This is a genomic window from Streptomyces albospinus (assembly GCF_014648695.1).
In the GTDB taxonomy this organism is placed as follows: domain Bacteria; phylum Actinomycetota; class Actinomycetes; order Streptomycetales; family Streptomycetaceae; genus Streptomyces; species Streptomyces albospinus.
Map to the genome: position 1 here is coordinate 14564 of NZ_BMRP01000012.1, position 21076 is coordinate 35639.

The 21076-nt window shown below is 67.2% G+C and carries 17 protein-coding genes and 1 pseudogene; 14 read left to right on the plus strand and 4 right to left on the minus strand.

All coding sequences use genetic code 11. The features are described 5' to 3' along the window. Positions 1-92: 92 nt before the first annotated feature. Positions 93-317, minus strand: coding sequence for a DUF6233 domain-containing protein (locus IEZ17_RS17935; RefSeq protein WP_189301313.1), 225 nt, complete (start codon positions 315-317; stop codon positions 93-95). A 129-nt stretch (positions 318-446) separates the two neighbouring features. Next, positions 447-773, minus strand: a complete 327-nt coding sequence (locus IEZ17_RS45680; protein ID WP_506005249.1) for a DUF8825 domain-containing protein — start codon at positions 771-773, stop codon at positions 447-449. Positions 774-885: 112 nt separating this feature from the next. Here IEZ17_RS45680 and IEZ17_RS17940 point away from each other — a divergent pair, with 112 nt between their 5' ends. From IEZ17_RS17940 to IEZ17_RS18000, 13 genes and pseudogenes are all read left to right on the plus strand, one after another. Then, the gene (locus IEZ17_RS17940; protein ID WP_189301314.1) at positions 886-2757 is read left to right on the plus strand and encodes a hypothetical protein; all 1872 of its coding nucleotides are present in this window, start codon (positions 886-888) and stop codon (positions 2755-2757) included. Positions 2758-3264: 507 nt separating this feature from the next. Next, a pseudogene (locus tag IEZ17_RS17945) lies at positions 3265-3495 on the plus strand (IS3 family transposase); the annotation flags it as partial. 166 nt (positions 3496-3661) lie between these two features. Continuing rightward, positions 3662-3922: a restriction endonuclease gene (locus tag IEZ17_RS44465; RefSeq protein ID WP_373299859.1), complete on the plus strand. Its 261-nt coding sequence runs from the start codon at positions 3662-3664 to the stop codon at positions 3920-3922. 257 nt (positions 3923-4179) lie between these two features. After that, positions 4180-4458 carry a hypothetical protein gene (locus IEZ17_RS17955; protein WP_189301318.1) on the plus strand — a complete coding sequence of 93 codons (279 nt, stop codon included), beginning with the start codon at positions 4180-4182 and terminating at the stop codon, positions 4456-4458. Between the two features lie 171 nt (positions 4459-4629). Continuing rightward, positions 4630-5985, plus strand: a complete 1356-nt coding sequence (gene eccD, locus IEZ17_RS17960; protein ID WP_189301320.1) for a type VII secretion integral membrane protein EccD — start codon at positions 4630-4632, stop codon at positions 5983-5985. 57 nt (positions 5986-6042) lie between these two features. Continuing rightward, on the plus strand, positions 6043-7281 hold the full coding sequence (locus IEZ17_RS17965; RefSeq protein ID WP_189301322.1) for a MinD/ParA family protein: 1239 nt from the start codon (positions 6043-6045) through the stop codon (positions 7279-7281). A 57-nt stretch (positions 7282-7338) separates the two neighbouring features. Continuing rightward, positions 7339-11313 carry a type VII secretion protein EccCa gene (gene eccCa / locus IEZ17_RS17970; RefSeq protein ID WP_189301324.1) on the plus strand — a complete coding sequence of 1325 codons (3975 nt, stop codon included), beginning with the start codon at positions 7339-7341 and terminating at the stop codon, positions 11311-11313. 81 nt (positions 11314-11394) lie between these two features. Then, entirely contained in the window at positions 11395-12813 is a 1419-nt protein-coding gene (locus IEZ17_RS17975; RefSeq protein ID WP_189301326.1) for a DUF6177 family protein, read from the plus strand. Between the two features lie 201 nt (positions 12814-13014). Continuing rightward, positions 13015-13347 carry a hypothetical protein gene (locus IEZ17_RS17980; protein ID WP_189301328.1) on the plus strand — a complete coding sequence of 111 codons (333 nt, stop codon included), beginning with the start codon at positions 13015-13017 and terminating at the stop codon, positions 13345-13347. 59 nt (positions 13348-13406) lie between these two features. After that, on the plus strand, positions 13407-13718 hold the full coding sequence (locus IEZ17_RS17985) for a pore-forming ESAT-6 family protein (RefSeq protein WP_189301330.1): 312 nt from the start codon (positions 13407-13409) through the stop codon (positions 13716-13718). A gap of 126 nt (positions 13719-13844) precedes the next feature. Continuing rightward, complete coding sequence (locus tag IEZ17_RS17990) at positions 13845-14303, plus strand: DUF6507 family protein (protein ID WP_189301331.1); 459 nt, start codon at positions 13845-13847, stop codon at positions 14301-14303. Then, on the plus strand, positions 14300-17119 hold the full coding sequence (locus IEZ17_RS17995; RefSeq protein WP_189301333.1) for a hypothetical protein: 2820 nt from the start codon (positions 14300-14302) through the stop codon (positions 17117-17119). Before IEZ17_RS17990 ends, IEZ17_RS17995 begins: the two co-directional genes overlap by 4 nt. An 11-nt stretch (positions 17120-17130) precedes the next feature. Then, positions 17131-17991: an immunity 49 family protein gene (locus IEZ17_RS18000; protein WP_229852360.1), complete on the plus strand. Its 861-nt coding sequence runs from the start codon at positions 17131-17133 to the stop codon at positions 17989-17991. Between the two features lie 78 nt (positions 17992-18069). Here IEZ17_RS18000 and IEZ17_RS18005 read toward each other — a convergent pair whose 3' ends face one another. Beyond that, positions 18070-18801, minus strand: a complete 732-nt coding sequence (locus IEZ17_RS18005; RefSeq protein WP_189301335.1) for a hypothetical protein — start codon at positions 18799-18801, stop codon at positions 18070-18072. Positions 18802-19218: 417 nt separating this feature from the next. Here IEZ17_RS18005 and IEZ17_RS18010 point away from each other — a divergent pair, with 417 nt between their 5' ends. After that, entirely contained in the window at positions 19219-20136 is a 918-nt protein-coding gene (locus IEZ17_RS18010; RefSeq protein WP_189301337.1) for a DUF5655 domain-containing protein, read from the plus strand. Between the two features lie 94 nt (positions 20137-20230). Here the strand turns inward: IEZ17_RS18010 and IEZ17_RS18015 are convergent, their stop codons facing one another. After that, complete coding sequence (locus tag IEZ17_RS18015) at positions 20231-20980, minus strand: DNA-methyltransferase (RefSeq protein WP_189301339.1); 750 nt, start codon at positions 20978-20980, stop codon at positions 20231-20233. Positions 20981-21076 lie beyond the last annotated feature (96 nt).

Below are 21076 nucleotides of genomic sequence, written 5' to 3' on the forward strand. Positions count from 1 at the left end.
AATGAGGGGGCTGTCGACCAAGAGGTGAGTACGAGTCAGTGACGGTAGGGCAGCCGGTAGTTGCGGATGGATTCCTGCCGTTCGTGCCAGGCTCAGCAAGTGTCGAAGTCGCCGTCGTTGCGCGGACGGCGAGCCTGCAGGACAGTGTCGGGTCGGCACACCGGGCAGGCCACCGTGACCATGTCCGTCCTGCCGAGCGCCGCGAGCGCCTCCTCGTCGGACACCATGCCGCCCATCGACTGCGCCCGCGCGCAGTCCGGGCGGTGGAGGTATGCCTCGACCCAGCCGTCTTGGGGGGTGGCGGGGAGAGGCGCCATCGCTTGTGCTTCTCGGGTGAGGGAAGGTCGAGGCTGGTGTAGTTGACCCCGGGTAGACCCTGGACCACGGGGAACGGTGCGCTGAAGGTGACCGTGCGGGACGTCAGGGTCGACCCGCAGCGACGGTCATCAACCCGGTCGGGCAGCTCGATCTGCAGGTCGTACCACCACGTGCCCGAGCGGTCGCGGCGCTGGCGCAGTACTGCCACCTTGACGGGTCGAATCAGTATTCGCTTCGCCGACGTGCTTGATCGCCGAGCGTGCAGTGACCGGGTCCTCGCACGCACTCCAGATTTCGTGGACGAAGACAGAGGTAGCGAGTTCCATCTGGCCGGCGCGCAACTCGTTGACCTGCTGATTTTCCTCGTCGTTCCAGCCTGGGGAGTCAGGGCGCCTCGACTCGAAGTAGCGCCCACCTTCCTTGGTGTGCGACCAGCCCAGCAGGGGCTTCCCCACCAAGTTCTAGTGTTCAGCTTCCAGGTGCCAGCCCCGACCACACGGGGTTAGCGTCGAAGGAGGTGCTGTCGCGCAGGAGGAGTCGCGACGCGCGAGAAGGGATCCGTGCGCTGTGTTGGCCTTCAGTACGCGGGGCTGGGATCGGTTCTTCGCCGAGTGGGTGATGCCAACCGTCCAGTTGTTGATTCCCGCTGTGCTCGCCCTGCTGATACTGCTGGCCCTGGCCGGCCTGATCACGCGCTGGCTGGTGGCCACGAAGGCGCAGGCGTGGCCACCGGTCTTGTGCTGGATTTGGGGCGTTGCCGGCGCGCTGGCCATCACCGCGGCTGCGGCGTTTTTCTCCATGTTTCCGATGTTCGAGCCGTTCGGCCCGGGCCTCTGGCTGTCGTGGGCTGGAGGCGTGCTGTGCGCAGCCGGTGGGTTACTCATCGCGCACGCGGCAGGTTGCCTGCGCTGGACCAGCCTGCCTGCCGGCCACCAGGTGATGCCCGTGCCATCAGCCGTGTTCTGCGCGCTTGCATGGGCGGCGCTGTTCAGCTGCTTCTACTCATGGGGATCGCGCCATCGCCTGGTTGTCGCGGAGATCAGCCTGGCCATGCTCGGCGTGGTAGCAATCGGGCTCTCCCTGGGACAGAACCTGAGACTCCAGGTGATAGTCCGGAACGCCCACGGCACAACCGACGTCGCCGCCTCCGAGTACGTGATGGCACGCCTGCAGTCGCTTGGATCGAAGCCCTCAGCCAGTCCCGACGTCGCGCGAGAGACCGATCTGAGCCGGCTGCGCAGTGAAGATCTAAGCGCGATACCCGCGGGCGCCATCGCCGGCACTCTCGCAAAGATCATGTACGCCGTCCAGCCAGGCCTCACCTGGCGGGCCAACGTCACCCTGGTAGACCCGGACCGGGCCACCGTCGCACTGACCCGTAACAACCGGCTCGTGGCAACCACCGCCGTCAGCCGCGCAGCGCTACGTCTGCCTGGGTGCCCGAGAGACCTCGCAGCACCCCAGCTGGAACACGAGCAAGGCCGAAACCGGGCCCAGCTGCTTACCGCGACTGCCGCGTTCGTCCTTGTCCGTCTGAGCCAGTGCCATCCTCAACGGCTCGAACCCGCCCTATGCGGAGCCCAGAGGTGGAAGAGCGTCGCCCTGCAGCTCATCGCCAACGAGCCTGCCCTGTCCGGAGACGACCCTGCTCTGCGCGTCTACTTGCTGCGGAAGGCCGTCAACCTCGACCCCGGATATGGCCTCGCCCGAATCGCCTACCTGAACGAGCTGATTCTCGGCCCCACCGGCCCGGCCAATCGCTTCCGTTTCGCCCGCATGCTGGACCAGGAACTGCAACTAACAAAGAGAGAGGGTGACCCCCAGGAGGGGTGCAAGGCAGGCTGGGAATTCCCGAGACTGCAGATCTGCTACAGCAGCACCGCCCTGCGCATCAACGGCGTCCTGCACGAACTGGCGGAAGCCGACGGCACGCTCTCACCGGATGGCCGAAGCGCCCTCCTCACGGCCAAAGCTCGCGTCGCGACCCTCAAGACCGACGCCAAGGCCATCGCCCAGCTACCAGACGGCAACAACGACACAGCCAAAGACTTCGCCGTCTACCTCGCTCCGGTCGCCGAGGGCCTCAGCAGTGCCATAGACCTTCTCGTGCAGCGCTGCCAGCTTCCCGACGGGCAGCCGGAGAACCCGCCCGACGTCACGCCCTCGTCACCGGACTTCCAGTACCAGCGGGCCTGCCTCGCCGCTGTGGAATACCTCGAAGGGGGGCCCAATCGGCAGCTCGGTCAGCTACTCGACTGCCTCCTGTATGCCGGGCGGCCGAACAGCATAGTCCAACGCGACGTCTCCTTCACCCAGCTCCTCAAGCAAGACCCCGAAGGCCAGCAGATCCGCACTACGCTCGGCATCGACGAGCACTCCTCATTCACGAGGTACACACACAGGCTGACTGAGTGGTGGAAGCAGCGCTGTTCCAGCTGACGACCTGAGGCTCAGGGAGATGTCAGGCGCTTGCTCAGGTCATCGTCAGCGGGGCCGCCCGGCGAGGCTGCGACCCCGGAAGTCAGGAGTGGTAGTTGTACTACCTTGGGACAGCGGACTCGGCACCCGCACCACTCGCCATTCGCTCGACTGACGCTTGAACACGCTCAATCATCAGGGAATGCGGCTCCACCTACCACGGCAGTCGCTTGCGCAGGGCAGACAACTCCGACCGGACGGTGTGCAGCTGCTCTTGGGCGTCCACCAGGTCCGCAGAAAGTCGAACTTTTCAGCCACCGCGGCTCGACCCTACCCAGGAAACGGACGTGAGTTTGATTCGCGGTTGGGGGCCGGTCCGACCCCCGCCTCTCCTCGTCCGGGTGATGTTCCCGGTGAAGAACCCTGCGGGCTGGTAGAGGTGGGCTCGCTCGTGACCTACTTCAGGGAGGCAGGAATGCCCGCCAGTGCGTGGACGGACGAGGTGCTGGACGACCACCACCGGATGCCGGATCGATAGGGAGAGTCGGGGCGGCCGGCGACGACGCGGCCATGGAGTCCTTCTTCAGCCTGCTGCAGAAGAACGTCCTCGACCGCCGGACCTGGGCCACCCGTGAAGAACTGCGGATCGCGATCGTGTCCTAGATCGAGAGGACCTACCACCGGCGCCGCAGACAAGCCGCACTCGGCCGGCTGATACCCGTCGAATTCGAGACCCCTGACCATCGACGAGGTCAATGAGATCTACCTCGTCGAGACCTGGGTTGCCAGCTTCGGACCGATGCCACAGGCCCTCGAAAACCTGGTGCTCGGCGTGGCTCCCCGCCGGATCGATGAGGAGTATGAGCCACAGGAGCAAGCTTCCTGACTTCCCGGAGCCAGATCCGAGCGACCGCCGTCACTGAGCGTGCGTGCGTCGCGGAAGTTGAGCCAGGACCACAACTGCTCGATAAAGCCACGTGGCAATGCCTTCCCAGCTCTCACATTCGCAGCCTCGTTGATTGTCAAGTACGAGCGCTACACACCATCGAACCGTGTCGGAGCCCCTGCCATCTATGCCATCGACGGCACCTGTCGCGCCTCGCGCTGCGACAATGCCCTCATCGTCACGACCAGCTCGTTCAGTCCGGACACGCTGCGCCCCGAACTCGGCCCCCACGCCTGTTGACAGACGCGCTCGGCCGCTGGTATCCGGAGGCCGCCCACCCCGGAATTCCTGACCCCATGGTGTACGGCGAGTAAGAACAGAACCTCTATCGCCGGCCACGAGGCTGCCCGCCCCGAAGATCCCCACAACGACCGATGCGGAAGTCGCCGTCACGCCGGAGCACCTAGGATTGTTGCCGGGTGCGGGACTGCCGATGGACTGAGGTTCATCGACCGTGACTGCGGCGACGGACAACTGAGGCGCGGACGGACGACGAGATGGCGTGGGATTACGACAATCAGCTGCTGGAGTCGGTAGCAGTGCGCCGACGCAGGATGCGGGATGCCCTGTTGTTCGGCGCGCAGCGGGGGCGGCGCACAGCGGACGAGCGGCTCGGGAAGGTCTTCACGGGGATCGCCATCACTGCCGTCCTGTGCGCGGGGTGCGTCGGATGGTCCTTCCTTCAGCACACGTTGATGCAGCAGAAGGCCGAGCAGGAGAAACGGCAGCGTCAGGTGCAGCAGTTCGAGCAGCCGACAAGGTCAGGGAAATCCTAGAAGTCCACCGATCAGATTCGGACAGGCTTGCAGCGTTCCAGGGACATATGCGAAGACCTCCGAGTAACGCCAGATGGGTTCCTGATGCGGGGCCGGAGTGGAAGTGAGCAGCACAGGCATGTCCAGTTTGGCCCGAGAGTTCGTCAACGCCGCGATGATAGGTTCCCGTAAGTGGTGAGCAGAGCAACGACTTCCCGGGGGCAGCTGAGCCGAGTGACGTTGGTCGGCGAGCGACGCCGGGCCGATGTCGTCCTGCTCTCCGATACGCCGGTAGGGCAACTGATCCCGGAAATCCTGCAGCTGCTGGACGACCGGCCGGCAGCGCAGCCGATGACACGGCAGTTGGTTACGTCCGACGGCTCCGTCCTGCCTCATGACAGCACGCTTGCGTCGGCCGGGATAGCCGACGGCGCCGTGCTCCGGCTCGTCACGACGCACTCCGCGCCGCCCGCTCCCGTGGTCCATGACGTCACCGACCAGGTAGCTGAGGACCTCGACCTGCGGGCCTGGCGCTGGAGCCCCGCCGCACGCCGGGCAAGCGCCGGCGGGGCGACTGTCACCTTCGCGGTGATCGCTGCGCTGCTGGCCCGTCGTGAGTTCCCGCTAGGCGCCCTCGCCGGTGCCTTCTTGGCTGTCACGGTCGTGTTGCTGGCGACTGGTGCGCTCGTCGCCAAGGTGGGACGGGGGAATCGGGGTTTGGCGACCGCGCTTCTGGTCGCCTCCGGTGGGCTTGGTGTTCTCACTGCGTGGACGGCTGCCGATGTGTTCGGCTGGCCGGGGACCGCGCGGCTCCCCGCCGTCACGGGCGCGTTGGTCGTCACGCTTGTGTTCCTTGGTTACTTCTCGCCGCTCGGCAAGGGCGGGCTCGTTGGCGCCGTGACCACCGCCACGATCACCATCGTGTGGGAGGCAGTCGCGGCCGTCCAGGATGATCCGGCGCGGCTCGGCGCTGTGATGGCTGTCTTCTCTCTCGTGCTGCTCGGTGTGCTGCCGCGGCTGGCCCTGATGGCCTCGGGGCTCACCGCGCTCGACGACCGCCGCTCGGGCGGTGTCTCTGTCAGCCGTCACCATGTGGGTACCGCTCTGGCAGCGACGCACCGCGGTCTTGCCCTGTCGACGACGGTCACTGCGGTTTCGGCAGTCTGCGCCGGCTGGCTGCTCACCCTGGCTGAGGTGCCGACCGTATGGACAGTGATGCTGGCATCGCTCGTCGTGGTGGTCCTGGTGTCGAGAGCACGGGCATTCCCACTGGTCGCCGAGGTCGTCGTGCTCTTCCTGGCCGCATCGAGCCTCATCGTGCGTCTCGTGATGATGTGGATGGACCACGCAGGGGGCGGGGGGCCGCTTGCTGTGCTGTGTGTGGCTGCGGTGCTGCCGCTGGTCGCCTTGGCGGTGCAGGTACCCGAGCATGTGCAGGTGCGGTTGCGGCGCATGGCCGATCTGGTCGAGTCCGTTGGCATGGTGGGGCTCTTTCCGCTCGCCTTTGGCGTGTTCGGTGTGTATGGGCAGTTGCTCAACCAGTTCTGAGTTGATGTGCCGACGGTTTGGGCCCGGCAGCAGCAGGTTTGGGGGTGAGGGGCAGACATGTCGAACGGAGACGGCTGGCAAGGGGATGTGCTGCGCGACCTGAGAGGCGGTGCCCAGCAGGGTGCTCAGGGCACCAGCGGGCAGACGTACCAGGCTTCCGCGTCGGGTCCGGGCCTGTCTGCGCAGAGTGCCCAGGCGCCGGACGTCACCCATGGGGGTGGTGCGCCCCGGCAGGCCGGCCACCCGTACCCGGGGCAGGAGCAGCAGGTGGGCCATCAGGGCGGCTGGCCGCAACAGGCCAGCTCTCAGGGGCAGAAGCAGCAGAGTCCCGCCGCCACGTATGCCCCGAGTCCCCAACCACCTCACAGCGCCGCCCCCGGCTCTCGGCCTGTGGTGGACGAGGGCCTGGCTGGGGCGGTGTGGGTCAAGCCGCAGCACGGCGAGTCCTTCGGTGCGCGTGCCGCACGTGCTCTGCGGCGCACTCTGTCCTCGTCAGCGGCGCGCGAGGTTGCCGAGGTCACCCGCACCGCTCAGGTTCTCCAGCATCCCGTGACGACCGGGCGGCAGATCGCGGTCACGTCCATCCGGGGTGGCTCGGGCAAGTCGACCGTCGCTGCGCTGCTCGGCACCACGTACGCGCACTACCGGCAGGACCCGGTCCTCTTCCTGGAGGCCGATCCGGCACTCGGCTCGCTGCCGCTGCGTCTCGGCGCCCACGCGCGGCGCTGGACCACCAGCGATATTGCGGACATCATCAAGCCGAACATGTCGCTGCTCGACGTCACCGGCTATCTCGTCCAGCTCCCCAACAACGCCTGGCTGCTGCCCGCGAGCAAGGGCGAGATCGGCGTGATGCTGGACAGCCGGGCGTACGAACGGGCCGTGGTCGCGCTGCGCCGCTACTTCGGTCTGATGGTGATCGACTGCGAAACGCTGCCCGCCGAGGTCGCCCGGGTCGCGCTCGCCGCCGCCCACAGTCGTGTTCTGACCACACCTGCCACGCCGGAAGGCATCACCAGCACGTACTCGGTACTCCAGTGGATGCAGCGGCTGCCCCGGCACATGATCGCCGGCACCGTCCTCGTACTCACCGAGTTGATGCCTCACTCAGGGATCGACCTCGACGAGGCCACCGAGAAACTCAAGTCCACCGGGGTGAGCGTCCAGATCCTGCCGTATGACAGGCACTTGGCGGCCGGCGGGCCGGTCCGTACCGAGTTCCTCGCCGCCCCGACCAGGGAGGCCGCCGCGCGGATTGCCGCGGACGTCTTCCAGCTCTCCCAGACACGCTACTGACCGGATAACGAGCCCGACCGTGAACAACGGACGACGAACCGTGAATGACGGACGACGATGAGTACCCGACTGATCCACCGCCCGGCCAGGACCACCCGGCCGCCGGCCGCCTCCGAGGCGCGCATCATCGAGGCCCCGCCCAACCTCCCCGAGGGCAAGGCGGGCAACATCGCGATGTCGCTGCTGCCGGTCGCCGGTGTCATGTCGTCGGTGGTGATGATGACGGTGGTGCGCAACAGCCAGTTCGCCGGGCTCGGCGCGATCATCCTCGTCGTGACCGTCATCGGCTCGGTCGCGCTGGTCTTCTCGCAACGGGGCAAGGCCCAGCGCACCCGGCGCACCCAGCGCGAGGCGTATCTCGCCTATCTGGAGGATCTGCGCGAGGAGCTGTCTGTCGAGGAGCGTGGGCGGCGTGAGCGAGCTGAGGTCCTCAACCCGCCGCCGGCCGCCCTCTACGACATCGTGCGCGATCCGGCCCGGCTGTGGGAGCGCAGGCGCGTTGACGGCGACTTCCTGCGCGTACGTGTCGGCACGGGCGAGATGCCGGTGCGGGATTTGCAGATCGCTCAGCAGGGCTCGTCCGTCCTCACTCCCCCTGACCGTTTCATGCTCAATGAGGCGTCGGCGTTGATGGCGCGGTTCCGGACCGGCACCGAACTCCCCCTCACCGTCCCACTCGACCGCGTCGGCAACGTCAGCGTCATCGGTCCCCGCGAGGACTGTCTGCGCGTCGCCCGCGCTCTGCTCGTCCAGGCCGCGGCCCTGCACGCGCCCGACGACGTGGCCATGGCGCTCGCGGTGCCCGGCGACCAGCTCGCCGATTGGGAATGGGCGAAGTGGCTGCCGCATCTGCTCGATGCCGAGCAGCTCGATGGCCCTGTCGCCGCTCGCCGTATCGCCCCTTCCGCGCCGCAGCTCGCTCGGCAGCTCGGCTCCGAACTGCGCCGCCGAGCGTCCTATGCGGCCGAGGTGCGCCGCGGTCTGTCGGGCAACGACGCCTTGTCCATGACATCACGGCTGCTCGTCGTCGCTGACGTACATGGCGAGGACGCCGTGGACCTGCCGCGTCCTGACGAGGCGGTCGGGTTGCGGGAGATGGGTGTCACCGTCGTGCATCTGCTTGAACAGCGGGTGCAGGAGCCGGGGCATGTCGCCGTCCGGATCACCGTCGACGGCGACCAGATAGTCATCGAGGACCTGCGCGGGCAGGAGCCGGTCAGCGCGCACGGCACTGTGGACGAGGTCGCCATCCCGTTCGCCGAAGGGCTGGCCCGGATGCTGGCCCCGCTGCGGCTGTCCGCCGAATCACTCACCGACGCCCCGCTGACCGGGCCTGTCGACTTCGCCGAGCTGCTCGGTGTCGACGACGTGGCGCGCCTGGACCTCCCGCACCTGTGGGCGCCGCGCGGCGAACGTGCCTTTCTGCGCGTACCGATCGGCATCAATGACTCCCACGAGCCGGTGCTGTTGGACTTGAAGGAATCCTCGGAGCTCGGTATGGGCCCGCACGGCCTGTGTGTGGGTGCCACCGGCTCCGGCAAGTCGGAGCTCCTGCGCACCATCGTCCTGGCCCTGGTCGCCACTCACCCGCCGGAGGATCTGGCCCTGGTCCTCGTCGACTACAAGGGCGGTGCGACTTTCGCGCCGTTCGCGGACCTGCCGCACGTCGCCGGCGTCATCACCAACCTGGAGAACCAGGCGGGCCTCGTCGAGCGCGTCCACGCCTCGCTCGCCGGCGAGGTCAAGCGCCGCCAGCAGGTCCTCAAGGACGCGGGCAACGTCGCCGACATCGGTGACTACGCGGCGCTGCGCGCCAGTCGGCGCCCCGACCTGGAGGCGCTGCCGCACCTGTTCGTCGTCATCGATGAATTCGGTGAACTTCTCACCGCCAAGCCCGACTTCATCGACCTGTTCCTGTCCATCGGACGTATCGGTCGCTCCATCGGGGTGCACCTGCTCCTCTCCAGCCAGCGCATCGAGGGCGGACATCTCAAGGGACTGGACACCTACCTCTCGTACCGGCTCGGCTTGCGGACCTTCTCCGCCGACGAATCCCGCACGGTCCTGGACACCACAGACGCCTTCCATCTGCCGCCGCTGCCGGGATTCGGCTACCTCAAGGTCGACACCAGCCACTACGACCGTTTCAAGGCAAGCTACGTCTCGGGCGCCTACCGCGGCCCCGTGCAGCGCTCGGAGGAAGAGGACGCCGGGCCCCTCGCCTTCCTCTACGAGACCTTCAACACCACCGTCGATGCGGATGATTCGAGCGCGCAGGAACCCCAGGTGCGGCGTCGCGAGATGGGGCCGACGGAGTTGGGCGTCATGGTGGAGCAGCTGGCGCACGCCGCCGGGCCGGTGCGCCGCATCTGGCTGCCTCCGTTGCCGGATGCCATCGCCCTGGACACGGTCGCCGGCCCCCTGGAGGTCGGTGCGCGCGGGATGCAGCTGACCAAGCGGCGCGGCCCGCTCGAAGTACCCCTTGGCCTGCTCGACGACCCGACCCGTCAGTGGCAGGGCCAGTGGTACCTGGACCTCACGCTGGCGGGCGGCCACGCCGCCGTCATCGGCGGCCCACAATCCGGCAAAACGACGCTTCTGCGCACCCTCATCCTCTCACTGGCGCTGACCCACACCCCGCAGGAGGTCGGCATCTACGGCCTCGACCTGGTCGGTGGCGGCCTGGCGGCGCTGTCCGGCCTGCCGCACGTCGGCGGCATCGCGAGCCGCGCCGACCGCGAGCGCGCGGCCCGCACCGTCGACGAAGTACGGAACATGCTCGCGGCCCGCGAGGATCTCTTCCGCGAGCACGGCATCGACTCCCTCTCACAGCTGCGTGACCTGCACGCGGCGGGTCGGTTGCCCCAGCTGGCCTCCGCCGAGATCGTGCTCGTCATCGACGGCTTCGGCGCGTTGCGCGACGACTTCGAGGAGCTCGATGACGACGTCGCCGACATCCTCAAGCGCGGCGGCGGGTACGGCATCCACGTCGTGGCCGGGATGCTGCGCTGGAACGACGTGCGCATCGCCGTCCAGTCGAACTTCGGCACCCGCGTCGAGCTGCGGCTGAACGACCCCAGCGAGTCCAGCATCGACCACAAGCTCGCCGCGACCCTGTCGCCCGACGAGCCCGGCCGTGTGCTCACCGATCGCAAACTCTTTGCGCAGGTGGCGCTGCCCCGTACGGACTCACGTGCCGACACCGCGGACCTCGGCGCCGTCCTGGAACGGACGGTCCGGACGATCCGCGCCACCTGGAGCGGCGAGGTCGCCCAGCCGGTACGGGTGCTGCCGCACGTCGTGGAGCCCCACCTCCTGCCGGGCCCGGTCGCCGAACCTCAGCGAGTGCCCATCGGCCTGGACCAGACCGCACTCGATCCCGTTGTGCTCGACCTGTTCCAGCATGACCAGCACCTGCTGATCCTCGGCGACAGCGAATGCGGCAAGACGAATCTCCTGAAGACCATCGCTGGGGGCCTCATCGACCGCTACAGCGAGGATGAGCTGGTCTTCGCCGTCATGGACCCAAGGCGCAGCCTGCGCGGCGCGATCCCCGAGGAGTTCAATGGCGGCTACGCCTACAACGCCAAAATGTGCGCGGGGCTGGCCGCCGGTATCGCCACCGTCTTGGACAAGCGGCTACCGGATGACGCCACGGGTCCTCAGGACCTGGAACCGGGCAGCTGGGGCGGCGGCCCGCGGATCGTGGTCCTCGTCGACGACTACGACGTGCTCACCACCGCTGGCCAGGAACCGCTGGAACCATTCCTCCCGTACATTCCCTCCGCGGCGGACATCGGCCTCCACTTCGTGCTGACCCGCCGCGTGGCAGGCGCCTCACGGGGCATCTATGAACCCCTCGTGCAGGGCCTGCGCGAGTCCGGATCCTCCGCGCTCCTCATGGCGGGCGACCGCAGCGAGGGCCAGCTCTTCCCCGGGGTCTACGCCTCTCAGCAGCCGGCCGGACGCGGCATCTTCATCCGCAGAGGCCAGCCCAACCGCCTGATCCAGACCGTCTCCTCCCCCGAGTGACACACCGGAGAGCCCTCCCGCGCAGCCGAGCCATGTCCCCTACGGCACCCCTGCCACGAACGACGAAGGACAAGACGACCCATGACCAAGGACGTCATCGCCCTCACCCAGCGCATGCCCGACCCGTCGGCCATGCTCGCGGGCCTGCTCTCCGGCGGCCCCGACAAGCTGCTGGGCGCGGCGGGCGAAGGCGCCGTCGTACGACTCTGCGACGGTGAGGGCCGACCGCTCGTCTCCGTCGAGGCACCGCTACTTGTGCAGGTCGCAGGCGAGGCCGAGCGGCTGCTCGGAGCCACCGCGCCGCCCGTTCCCTACTGGTGGACCGAGGCCCGCGCCACCACTGGTGTCGAAGAAGCCGAGCGGCTCGCAGGTACCTTCGCTGCCCGGCTGGCGGCGTTGGCCGACGGTTCCGCCTGGCCGCCGGAGGCCGCGCAGTCCCTGGCCGTGGTGGAAACCGACGGTGTGAGCGTGGCGCCCGCGCCCGACGCCGCGCAGCCGGCCGTCGACGTGCTCACCGACAAGGTCGCCGTCGTCATCATGGACCGTCCGGTGATCGCCATGACGGCCTGGCTCCAGCACGCTCTTCGTACCGCCGCAGGCGCCGAGCTGGGCCTCCAGGTCGTCACCCCGCCAGGAACCATGCTCTCCCCGGCCGTACGCCACAGCCTGAGCAACTGGCCCTCCCGCTGGGTCGTGCGCGACGAGCGGGACGGCTACTACGACGGGCTCTCCGGAGCCGTACTGCGCTGGCAGGACGACATGTTCCAACCGGTAGCGGCAGCCGACGCGACCGCTGACGACCCCCGCACCCCGGTGGCCGCCTCCTACCAGGAAGTCACGGCCACCGGCGAGCACCAGCTGGCCATTACGTTCCGCACGGTCCACCCCGCGGACGAACGTCTGGTACTCGGCGGCGCGCTGGAGTCGATATGGCGCGAACTCACCGGCGAGCCCCCCGCCGGCTGGGGCACCGCGGAACCCGCCAACCTTCCCTGGTCGCCGCGCCAGATGACCGACCTCGCCTACGAGAGGGCGCCGGAGCCGACCTGGTTCGTGGTGGTCGGCAGCCCTGCCCGGCCGGGCCTGGCCACGGTGCGCGTCAGCCGTACGAAGGCAGGCGTGGAGGAGTACGTCACGCTGATGTTCGGCTACGGCCCCGACGAGGAACCGCCGGTGGACGCCCTGCCCAGAGCAGCGGAGCAGCTCGCCACCCGACACCGGCTCCTGTCGATGCTCGTCCAGCTCCGCAAGGCCCACCGCTCTCTGACGGTACCGCCCCGCTTCGAGGGGCCCGGTGTCCCACTCGCCTTCGTGCTCGGCGCGGAGGAGGTCCACCAGATGCCCGGCGACCGTGCCCGGAACACACCGCTGTCCCAGCCGCCTCTCCCCCTCGGCCCGAAGACCCGCCCTGCGCTGTACTACCCCCTGCCGGGAAACCCAGCGGACCTGTCGGGCTGGCAGGACTTCGAGCGCCTGATGCGGCATCTGAAGGGCGCGTAGAGCACACCTGTCTGTTGGGGCTGGACCCGAACACGCCGACAACGTTCAGCACACCACAGCACGTGACCGGTCTGAGCCCTAGCCGTTTTGAGCCATTGTCAGACCCTGCTCATAGCATAGTGATTGTGAATTGCACCGGCCATGGCCCGGTTGATAGGCATGACCGTACATACGATCGTCAAGTCCGGCGGGGGGAGCCCGATGAAGTTCGACATGGGGGCGCAGACGCTCTCGACCCTGAGGTCGAAGTCGCAGGGATCGAGCACGGAACTGGGCACGTTGATCCACCAACTCGTCCAGGCAGCAGAGCCGTTGGAAGGCAAGTTCAATGGCTCGGGCAAGGCGGCGTTCGACTCGTTCAAGTCGCGGGCGGACGAGATCACGTCAGCGTTGAACAGTGCGCTGTCTGCGATTGTGGGCGGCCAGTCGGGCATGGAGTCGGCGTTCGGCTCGGGTGTTCAGGAGCAGGCCGACAACGCCCGGTCGCAGATGGCAGCGGCGAACTTCGACGCGGCCCGCTTCTCGGGCCGCTGACAGCCCGCTTGCCGCAACGGTATTCGGATCTCGTTTGATCTTCAGGGGGAGTGATTGTGATGGCTGCTGGCATGGATCGCCGCTCGTACGACTCGGGTGCGTCCGCGGAGGCGCAGGGCAACATCCAGGCGGTGATCGGCCGCTTGGAGCAGGTGATCGCGGCCCGTGACGCGCAGGTGAAGGCGGCGATGGCGGACTTCGCGGCGGATGGCGTGGCGGAGGAGTACCACGGCAAGGAACTGCGCTGGAACCGCGCCTCACAGGAGGTCAGGAGCATCATCCAGCTGCTGAAGACCACGCTGGAGAAGAACGACGCGACCGCGCACCAGACGCTCGCCCGCGCGAAGTCCGCAGTCGACAACATCGGCTGAACCAGCCCCAGCCCACCAGAGGAGAGGCAATGCTCCCCTGTGGGCCGGTGGGTGCCGATCGTCGGCACGGCGGCGCCACGCGCGCCGTGGTGTGGGTTAAGGAGACAGGAGTGCGGGGGGGCCTTCATGGCGTCGTGGGACATTCAACCGCAGGGCGTACAGGGCCAGCTGAAGGTCGTCGGCACGCATGCCGAAGACTTGGGGAACGCCCTCAATACGCTGCTCACGGACATGCAGGAGGCGGCTCAGGCAGCGGGTACAGCCGTGCCGGGCTCACACGCCGAGACGCTGCCGCAGGGGGGACTGATGGCGCCGCGGGGGTACAAGCCGGTGGGACCGGTGGCCCCCGACTTGTTGCCGCATAAGGCGACGGGGCCGGTCGCCGCGGCGCTGGTCGAGTACGTCAGGCACCGCAAGAAGGACATGAAGGCGATGGCCGATCGCTGCCAGGCCGCCGTCCTGGGCGCAGCCAAAGCCACGAACGAGTATGTCCAGGGCGACCTGGAGGCGGCCAAGAACGCCCAGAGAGCCGCGCGGGACGTGCGGCTGAATGCTCTCAAGGACTTCGGGGGGAAGAAGAAGTGAGCGACGCGCCGGTCGACCCGGCCGAGGTACCGGTCTTCACTGGCGATCTGGCCCTTCTCGAAACCAAGGCGAAAGCGCTGTCTCGTGGCGGCTCCAAGGTCCAAGCTGCTGGCTCGGACGTCCACAAGTCCTTCGGTGGACTGTCCGCCTTCTACAAGGCGCCCGAGGCGGAGCAGCTGTTCGGCGTCACCAAACCGGTGGAGCGCACGGCACACGGCCTGAGCGAAGACATGCACGTCATCGCCAAGGCTCTGAACACCTACGCCCATGAGATCACCCCGCTGGTACACCAGCTGAAGCAGCTCAAGCAGGACGCCGCTGATTTCCGTGCCACGGAAGCCGCTGACGACGACTGGAACGAGGACGGCGACCTGGTCGAGGAGAACCTCAACCGCCGCAACAAGATCGCCGAAGTCTGGGCAGCCTTCCAGGAAGCCGAACGCGACTGTCACGCCAAGATCGTCGCCCTGGTCGGCGGCAAGGCGCTCCACACGATCGACGCCTCCCACACGAAGGGTTACGGCTATGACGCCGAAGCCCTTAAGCAGTCCAAGAGCCTGCCCTGGGGCGACGCGGTAGAGGAATCCGTCCCCTGGTGGCAGGTGTGGGAGCACGCCTACGACTTTGGCAAGGGCTTCATCGTCGACGGCGTCGGGGGCACCATCGACGGCCTGTACACCCTGTTCGGCGGGCATGGCGGGGACGCCGCCGGCGAGGCGTGGAAAGGTCTGGCCAAGCTCTCCACAGCCTTTACGATCAGCACCCTGCCCGTTGTGGGACAGACCTACCTGATGATGCCAGGAAGCATGCTCCCCTCCTGGCTACGGGACTCGCGTAAAGCGATGCTCGATACCGGCAAGGCTCTTGTGGCCTGGGACCAGTGGGAATCGAACGGCTCCCGGGCCGCCGGCGCGGTCACCTTCAACATCGTGACCGCCGTCTTCACCCGCGGTGGCGGTGCCGCCGTGGAGGGTGCAAGCAAGGCCGGCGCGTTGGGCAAGGGCCTGTCCGTCGTCAGCAAGGTGGGCAGCGCCGTCGACCCGATGACGTACGTCATCAAGGGCGCAGGCGCGGGCCTGTCGAAGGTCGGCGACGTGATGGCCCACCTCAAGGGGCTCGGCCACGTCGAGGTCCCGAAAATCTCCGAGGGGGCCTACAGCCTGCCCGAAGGCGCCGTCAAGATGCCGGACGGCACGGTGGAGCTGCCCAAGGGCGCCGCCATTCCGGAAGGGGCGACCAAACTCCCAGACGGCAGAATCGAGCTGCCCAAGGACACGGTCACCTTCCCGCCCGACACGGTGAAGGACCCGTCCACCGGGAAGTACATGAGTGGCAGAGGCGACCTCTACAACGAGGACGGGAGCCTCTTCCAGCGTGCCGAGGATGCCCCCAAGGAAACGCCCACTCAACCCGCTGCGGGCGCGGATAACCCGCGGGTCGAGCCCCCGGTCCGCCAGGAACAGCCAGCTCTTGTCGGCGTTGGCGGACGGGGCGACGACATCACGCGCGTCGGCTCGGACTTCCCCGACCCGGACCGCGTCGGCCACAACGCAGGCCACGGCGACACCGGGCCGGGCGATCACAGTCGCATGGGCCGCGCCGACGACCACGGCACCCCCGGCGGCCACGCCCCAGACAACATGCCGCGCAACGACCTAAACCAGCACCCCCGCGTCGGCCACGGCAACTCCCCGACCACCCACGGCACCAACGCTCCAAGCGGAGGCGACTCCCGCCCGCACGGTCCCGGCGGAGGCGGCACGCACCCGGACACCCCGAGCACCGGCGGCACCCACAACCCGCTGGGCGGCCACGGCCCCGGCGGCTTCGACGACATCCCGGGCTTCGGTGACGACGCGGCCCGCGGGGGCGACGGGACGGCCCCGGCGGGCGGTCGCGAAGGCCAGCCGACGCACCCCGCTTCCGGGCAACAGATGACGCCCGAGCAGGTCAAGGCCAGGCAGGACGAGTTCGTGCAGAAGGCGAACGATCCCGACAAGACCTGGTTCAACCAGTACTACCGGTCGGACGGGCACCGTCTCAGCATCCACACCAAGATCGACGGCGTCGAGCTGCCGATCCTGGCGAAGGACAGCGACGGGTCCTGGATCTCCAAGAACAGCCTTCCGTCCGCCGGCTCCGAGACAAAGTTCGGCCGTGATCAATTCCTCCGCGACGAGACCCATCCCGCGATCGAGCACCTCGACGACGTAGCCAAGGACCGCAAGGCTTCCGTCGAACTCGCCAACGCCGAGCGCGCACACAAGACCTCGCCCACCGCCGATACGCTGGACCAGCTGGCGAAAGCGCAGGAGCGTTTCGACACCCGCATGACCCCGCAGTGGGGCGAGAACACCTCCAACAACACCTCGTTCTCGGAACGCCTGGGCGAGGACGCGGCGCGGCTGCACGTCGTCCCGGAGAGGTTCCCTGGCTCGGTGGAGCAGCCGCTACCGAAGACGCCCAACGGCGCCAACATGTTCGACCAGCTGTACCGTCGTCCGGACGGCAAACTGATGATCATCGAGGCGAAGGCACCCTCTTCCGGCCTCCTCTGGCGCAAGGGCGTCGGCCCGGCCGAGGGCTTCATGGTGAAGCAGGGCACCGAGCCGTACCTGCGGACCATCATCGCCGAGATGCAGCTCCGGCCGAAGCTGAAGGTGACCGATGCATCGGGCAAGGTATGGACGAACGCGGACCTTGCCAAGGAGCTCAAGACGGCCCTGGACGACGGCAACCTGGAGTACGCCATGGTGAAGGCCACGGACGGCGGCGGTGAGTACGCTGGGGCCGTGCTCGAATTCTTCAAGATCTGACAAAGGAGACCGTGTCCGTGATCGTGGCGCGCCAGGACTATCCGAGGGACGAGATGGCGGCGGTGGTTCCCGTCATGGAGGAGTCACTGTCCTATTCGCTGGAGAAGATCGAGACCTCGCACAACTCCAGGTCGGAAGCAGTCATGGAGTCGCTGAACGTCGCCCTCGTCCGCTGTGTCGGGGACCCCACTGCCGGCATGTTGGAGACCTGGGAGTCCTGGCTGCTGGCCATGCAGGTACATTCGGCCGTCTTCGCCGCCGCCGATCCCAACCGGGAAACGGTCACCTGCAAGATCCGCCAGGAGGAGCGCCACCTCGCCACCACCGGGCCGCAGACCTACCTCAACGCGAACACCTGGCTCAACGCCTTCTACCTCGCGGTCATCTGCCGTGAAGCAGCCCGCCTCGACATGCTGGCCCGGATCCCGGTCTCCCTTCTGCGCGACTTCGGCGGCGCCCTGGACGAGTACACCTACGCCTGGGTGGAGACCCTCCAGAGCTTCTGGCTCCGCCGGGACGACCTGCGCACGCACCTGGTGCGGGCCGTGGACCTGAGCGCTCCCGAGCACGCCCGCGTCGTCGACGCGGAGACAATGATCAAGCTCAAGTACCCGCCGATCATGATGCTCTACCGGTACCTGCGCAACGACGTCGCTGGCTTCAACGACGCCCTGGCCGACGCCATCCGCTGGCACAAGGAGTACTGGACCGCCGACGAAGACCGCACCGAGAACATCCTCGGGATCGTGGCCCTCGCTCCGCTGGCCATCGCCAGCCTCGCAAAGGCCAACGGCATCCCGGTCGAGGTCGAGACCGACTACCTCCCCCAGGCCCTCCTCGAATTCGCCTGGGAAGGCGAATTCGACGCCTAACCCGTCGCGAAGGCCCGCACCACGGAGCGCGGTGCGGGCCTTGGCAAATCACAAGCCCCCTTCGTTTCGGGTGGCGGCTCATTTGTCTGGGAACAGCAGCGGGTGAAGGAACGCAAGGACGCCGAGACCAGCCATGGCTGCCCTGCGATACACCAACGCTGCCGCGATCACTGTGCTGGCGACGGCAATCTGGTTGGGCAAGTTCATCGCCTTAGCGATCAGAGCGAGCCCTGTAACAAGACCAACAGCGAATGAAAGCCGTAGCGCCTCATGCCGTGACTGTGGGTCTGGAAGGTCGCCTGGGTCCAGCAGGGCACCGACCTTCCCCTGCGCATAGCGCTCACTGATCTTCAACATCATGCGGGCGAGATTCCGCGCAGCCTCCTCCGGCTCCACGTCAAGCCCAGCCTCGGCGGTCCGAAGTGCCATCACCACTCGTTCGGCATGTTCCTTCGCCTTCCGGCGCCGCCAGGACGATCCGATGGTGTTTCGCGCCCGCCATGCGCCACGCACCCGCATGACCGGAATACTCAGCGACAGGGCGCGTAAGTGGTCGCTCCGGTCATGGCCTGACCGGACTATGTCTGCGCACTTGCGGACGCCCCCCACCCACTCTGCGACGCGCAGAAACGTCCAGGCCCGCAAGTCAAATGCGTACGTGATGAAACGCATAGTGACCCGCGCAACAAGCCCAAGCGTGACGATGAAGATCCAACCGCTCGCGAACTGCAGCCCTCCCGCCCGAGTTGTCAGCATTGCATTACGTTCAGCAAGATCGCTCAGCAGCCATGACGGCGCGTGGGCGTGCAAGCCCCCTCTCATAAGCCGCCCGACGAGCCACCACTCGGCCACAACGATGGGTATAAGAACGGCCCACGTTGGGAGTGCTGTTTGATAGCGCACCCGGAGCGCTACCCGTACCGATCCTGGCACCGGGCCCAGACCAAGCACTGTGGACGCTTCGCATAGCTTGCGTATCGCTTCGTCGGCCTTCTTCTTTTGCCGACGGGCTAGTTGGCCCCGTATGCGTTCGATCACCCATCAAGGGTGACAGCTGGCGGCGGCAGATGTGCCGTCTGCAAGATTCTGTCGAGCCGAGCGCGCTGTTTCAGCCCTGGCGAGATGTGCTCACGGTTTGGTGGGAAGGCAGCGAGGCCCCGCCGGAATAAATGCCTTCTGGGCTCGATTGTTCGTTCGCAGTGATCGATGTGGAGTCGGGGGTGACGTATGAGCAACCTGAAGGTGTTCCGGGTGCGCGGCGGGCAAGCCACGGAGATTGCGGGCTCGTCCATGGCGCTGGAGCGCCAGTTGCAGACGCTGGTCGAGGACAACATGGAGGCGATGCTCGGCATCCGTTTCCTGGCGAGCGAGTACGCGACGGGTCGACATCGGGGCCGGATCGACTCTCTGGGTCTGGATGAGAACGGTACGCCGGTCATCGTGGAGTACAAGCGCTCCCGTGACCAGAACGTCACGAATCAGGCGCTGTCGTATCTGTCGTGGCTCCATGACCATCACCATGAGTTCGCGAGCCTGGTCAAGGAGAAGCTGGGCACCGAGGCGGCCGAGATGATCGACTGGAGCAATCCCCGGCTCGTATGCGTCGCTGGGGACTTCACGCACCATGACACGGTTGCCATCGAGATGATCGGGCGCCGCATCGACTTGGTGAGCTACCGGGTCTTCGACGATGTGCTGACACTGCAGCTGGTCGCCTCCGTTGCCGGCTCCGCCTCTCCGGCTCGGGGAAAGTCACCCACCACGGCCCGAGTCGCCGGTGCGGCTTCGCCGAAGTCGGTGCAGCAGTACTTGGACGAGTCGCCACAGGCCCTTCAGGATCTGTACGCGGACCTCGACGACATTCTCCTGTCACACGAGGACGTGCAGAAGGAGACCCAGCTGCACTACATCGCGTACCGACGGATCAAGAATGTCGCCACGGTGCGCGTCCAGCCGCGGAACCGCATGCTCGTGGTCAACCTGAAGCTGGATCCGGATGCTGTGGAGCTGGAGGAGGGTTTCTCCCGGGACGTCCGCGGGCTGGGGTGCTTGGGAATCAAGGACGGCGTCGAGGTGCGTATCAGATCGCGCGAGGATCTCGCACGAGCCGGTGACCTTATCCGGCAGAGCGTCGAAGCAGGCTGATCTCGAACGTCAAGGGCGGTTGCGTCACCGGGTTTTCGATGACGCAACCGCCCTTCTTCTGTGTTCTGGCCCGGTCTTCCGGGGCGTGTCGCTCTCACTCTTCGGGCCCGGCGAGTGCGAAGTCGTCCTGGGTCAGGATGTTGCGAAGGCGTTGTTCGGCGATGTTGGCGTAGTGGTCGGAGAGTTCGACGCCGACGAAGTTGCGGCCTTCCTTCAGGGCGGCGATGCCGGTGGAGCCGGAGCCGGTGAAGGGGTCGAGGACGGTGCCGCCGGGCGGGCAGACCTGGACAAGCTGCTGCATGACCTCGATCGGCTTCTGGGTGATGTGGACGCGATCCTTGCGGGGCTGCGAGGCGATGAAGTGGCCCGGGAGGTAGAGGTCGCGGGTGTTGTCCAGGGTGCCCTTGACGCCCCAGAGAATGAACTCGGAGTCCTGCTTCGGTCCGCCCTTGCGGGGCCGTGAGGCCGGCTTGATCCACGGCATTTTCCCGTGCCAGGTCCAGCCGGCCATCTGCAGGGCATCGGACGTGGTGGGGTCCTGCCTCCAGTCGGAGAAGACCATGACGACGGCGTGTTCGCGGCTGGCTCGGTATGCCTCGGTGAGCAGTTCGGTCAGCCAAGCGCGGTAGGAGCGTTGGTCGCGGTTTTCGCCGGGGAAGTTGGCGAGGTCGTGGCGGGCGTCGCCGCTGGTGTACTTCGCCCGTGCGGTGCGGGCGGTGCGTTCGGAGCTGGTGCGTCCGCCGGAGTTGTAGGGCGGGTCGGTGATGACGGCATCGACGCTCTCGTCCGGCAGGGACTTCAGGACGGTAAGCGCGTCGCCTCGGTGGAGGGTGTACGAGGACATTCGGCGAATCTCTCTGTCTGGAGGACGACCACATGCACGCACTCGTGGATCGGGATATGCGTGCAAGAACTGGTCGGGGCAACCGCGCAGGTGGCT

Bases quoted from the DNA above. Each gene is read 5' to 3' on its own strand.
- IEZ17_RS18010 (WP_189301337.1), top strand. From the start codon at position 19,219: ATGAGCAACCTGAAGGTGTTCCGGGTGCGCGGCGGGCAAGCCACGGAG.
- eccCa (WP_189301324.1), top strand. From the start codon at position 7,339: ATGAGTACCCGACTGATCCACCGCCCGGCCAGGACCACCCGGCCGCCG.
- IEZ17_RS17975 (WP_189301326.1), top strand. From the start codon at position 11,395: ATGACCAAGGACGTCATCGCCCTCACCCAGCGCATGCCCGACCCGTCG.
- IEZ17_RS17955 (WP_189301318.1), top strand. From the start codon at position 4,180: ATGGCGTGGGATTACGACAATCAGCTGCTGGAGTCGGTAGCAGTGCGC.
- IEZ17_RS17965 (WP_189301322.1), top strand. From the start codon at position 6,043: ATGTCGAACGGAGACGGCTGGCAAGGGGATGTGCTGCGCGACCTGAGA.
- IEZ17_RS17985 (WP_189301330.1), top strand. From the start codon at position 13,407: ATGGCTGCTGGCATGGATCGCCGCTCGTACGACTCGGGTGCGTCCGCG.
- IEZ17_RS17990 (WP_189301331.1), top strand. From the start codon at position 13,845: ATGGCGTCGTGGGACATTCAACCGCAGGGCGTACAGGGCCAGCTGAAG.
- IEZ17_RS18015 (WP_189301339.1), bottom strand. From the start codon at position 20,980: ATGTCCTCGTACACCCTCCACCGAGGCGACGCGCTTACCGTCCTGAAG.
- IEZ17_RS17980 (WP_189301328.1), top strand. From the start codon at position 13,015: ATGAAGTTCGACATGGGGGCGCAGACGCTCTCGACCCTGAGGTCGAAG.
- IEZ17_RS17935 (WP_189301313.1), bottom strand. From the start codon at position 317: ATGGCGCCTCTCCCCGCCACCCCCCAAGACGGCTGGGTCGAGGCATAC.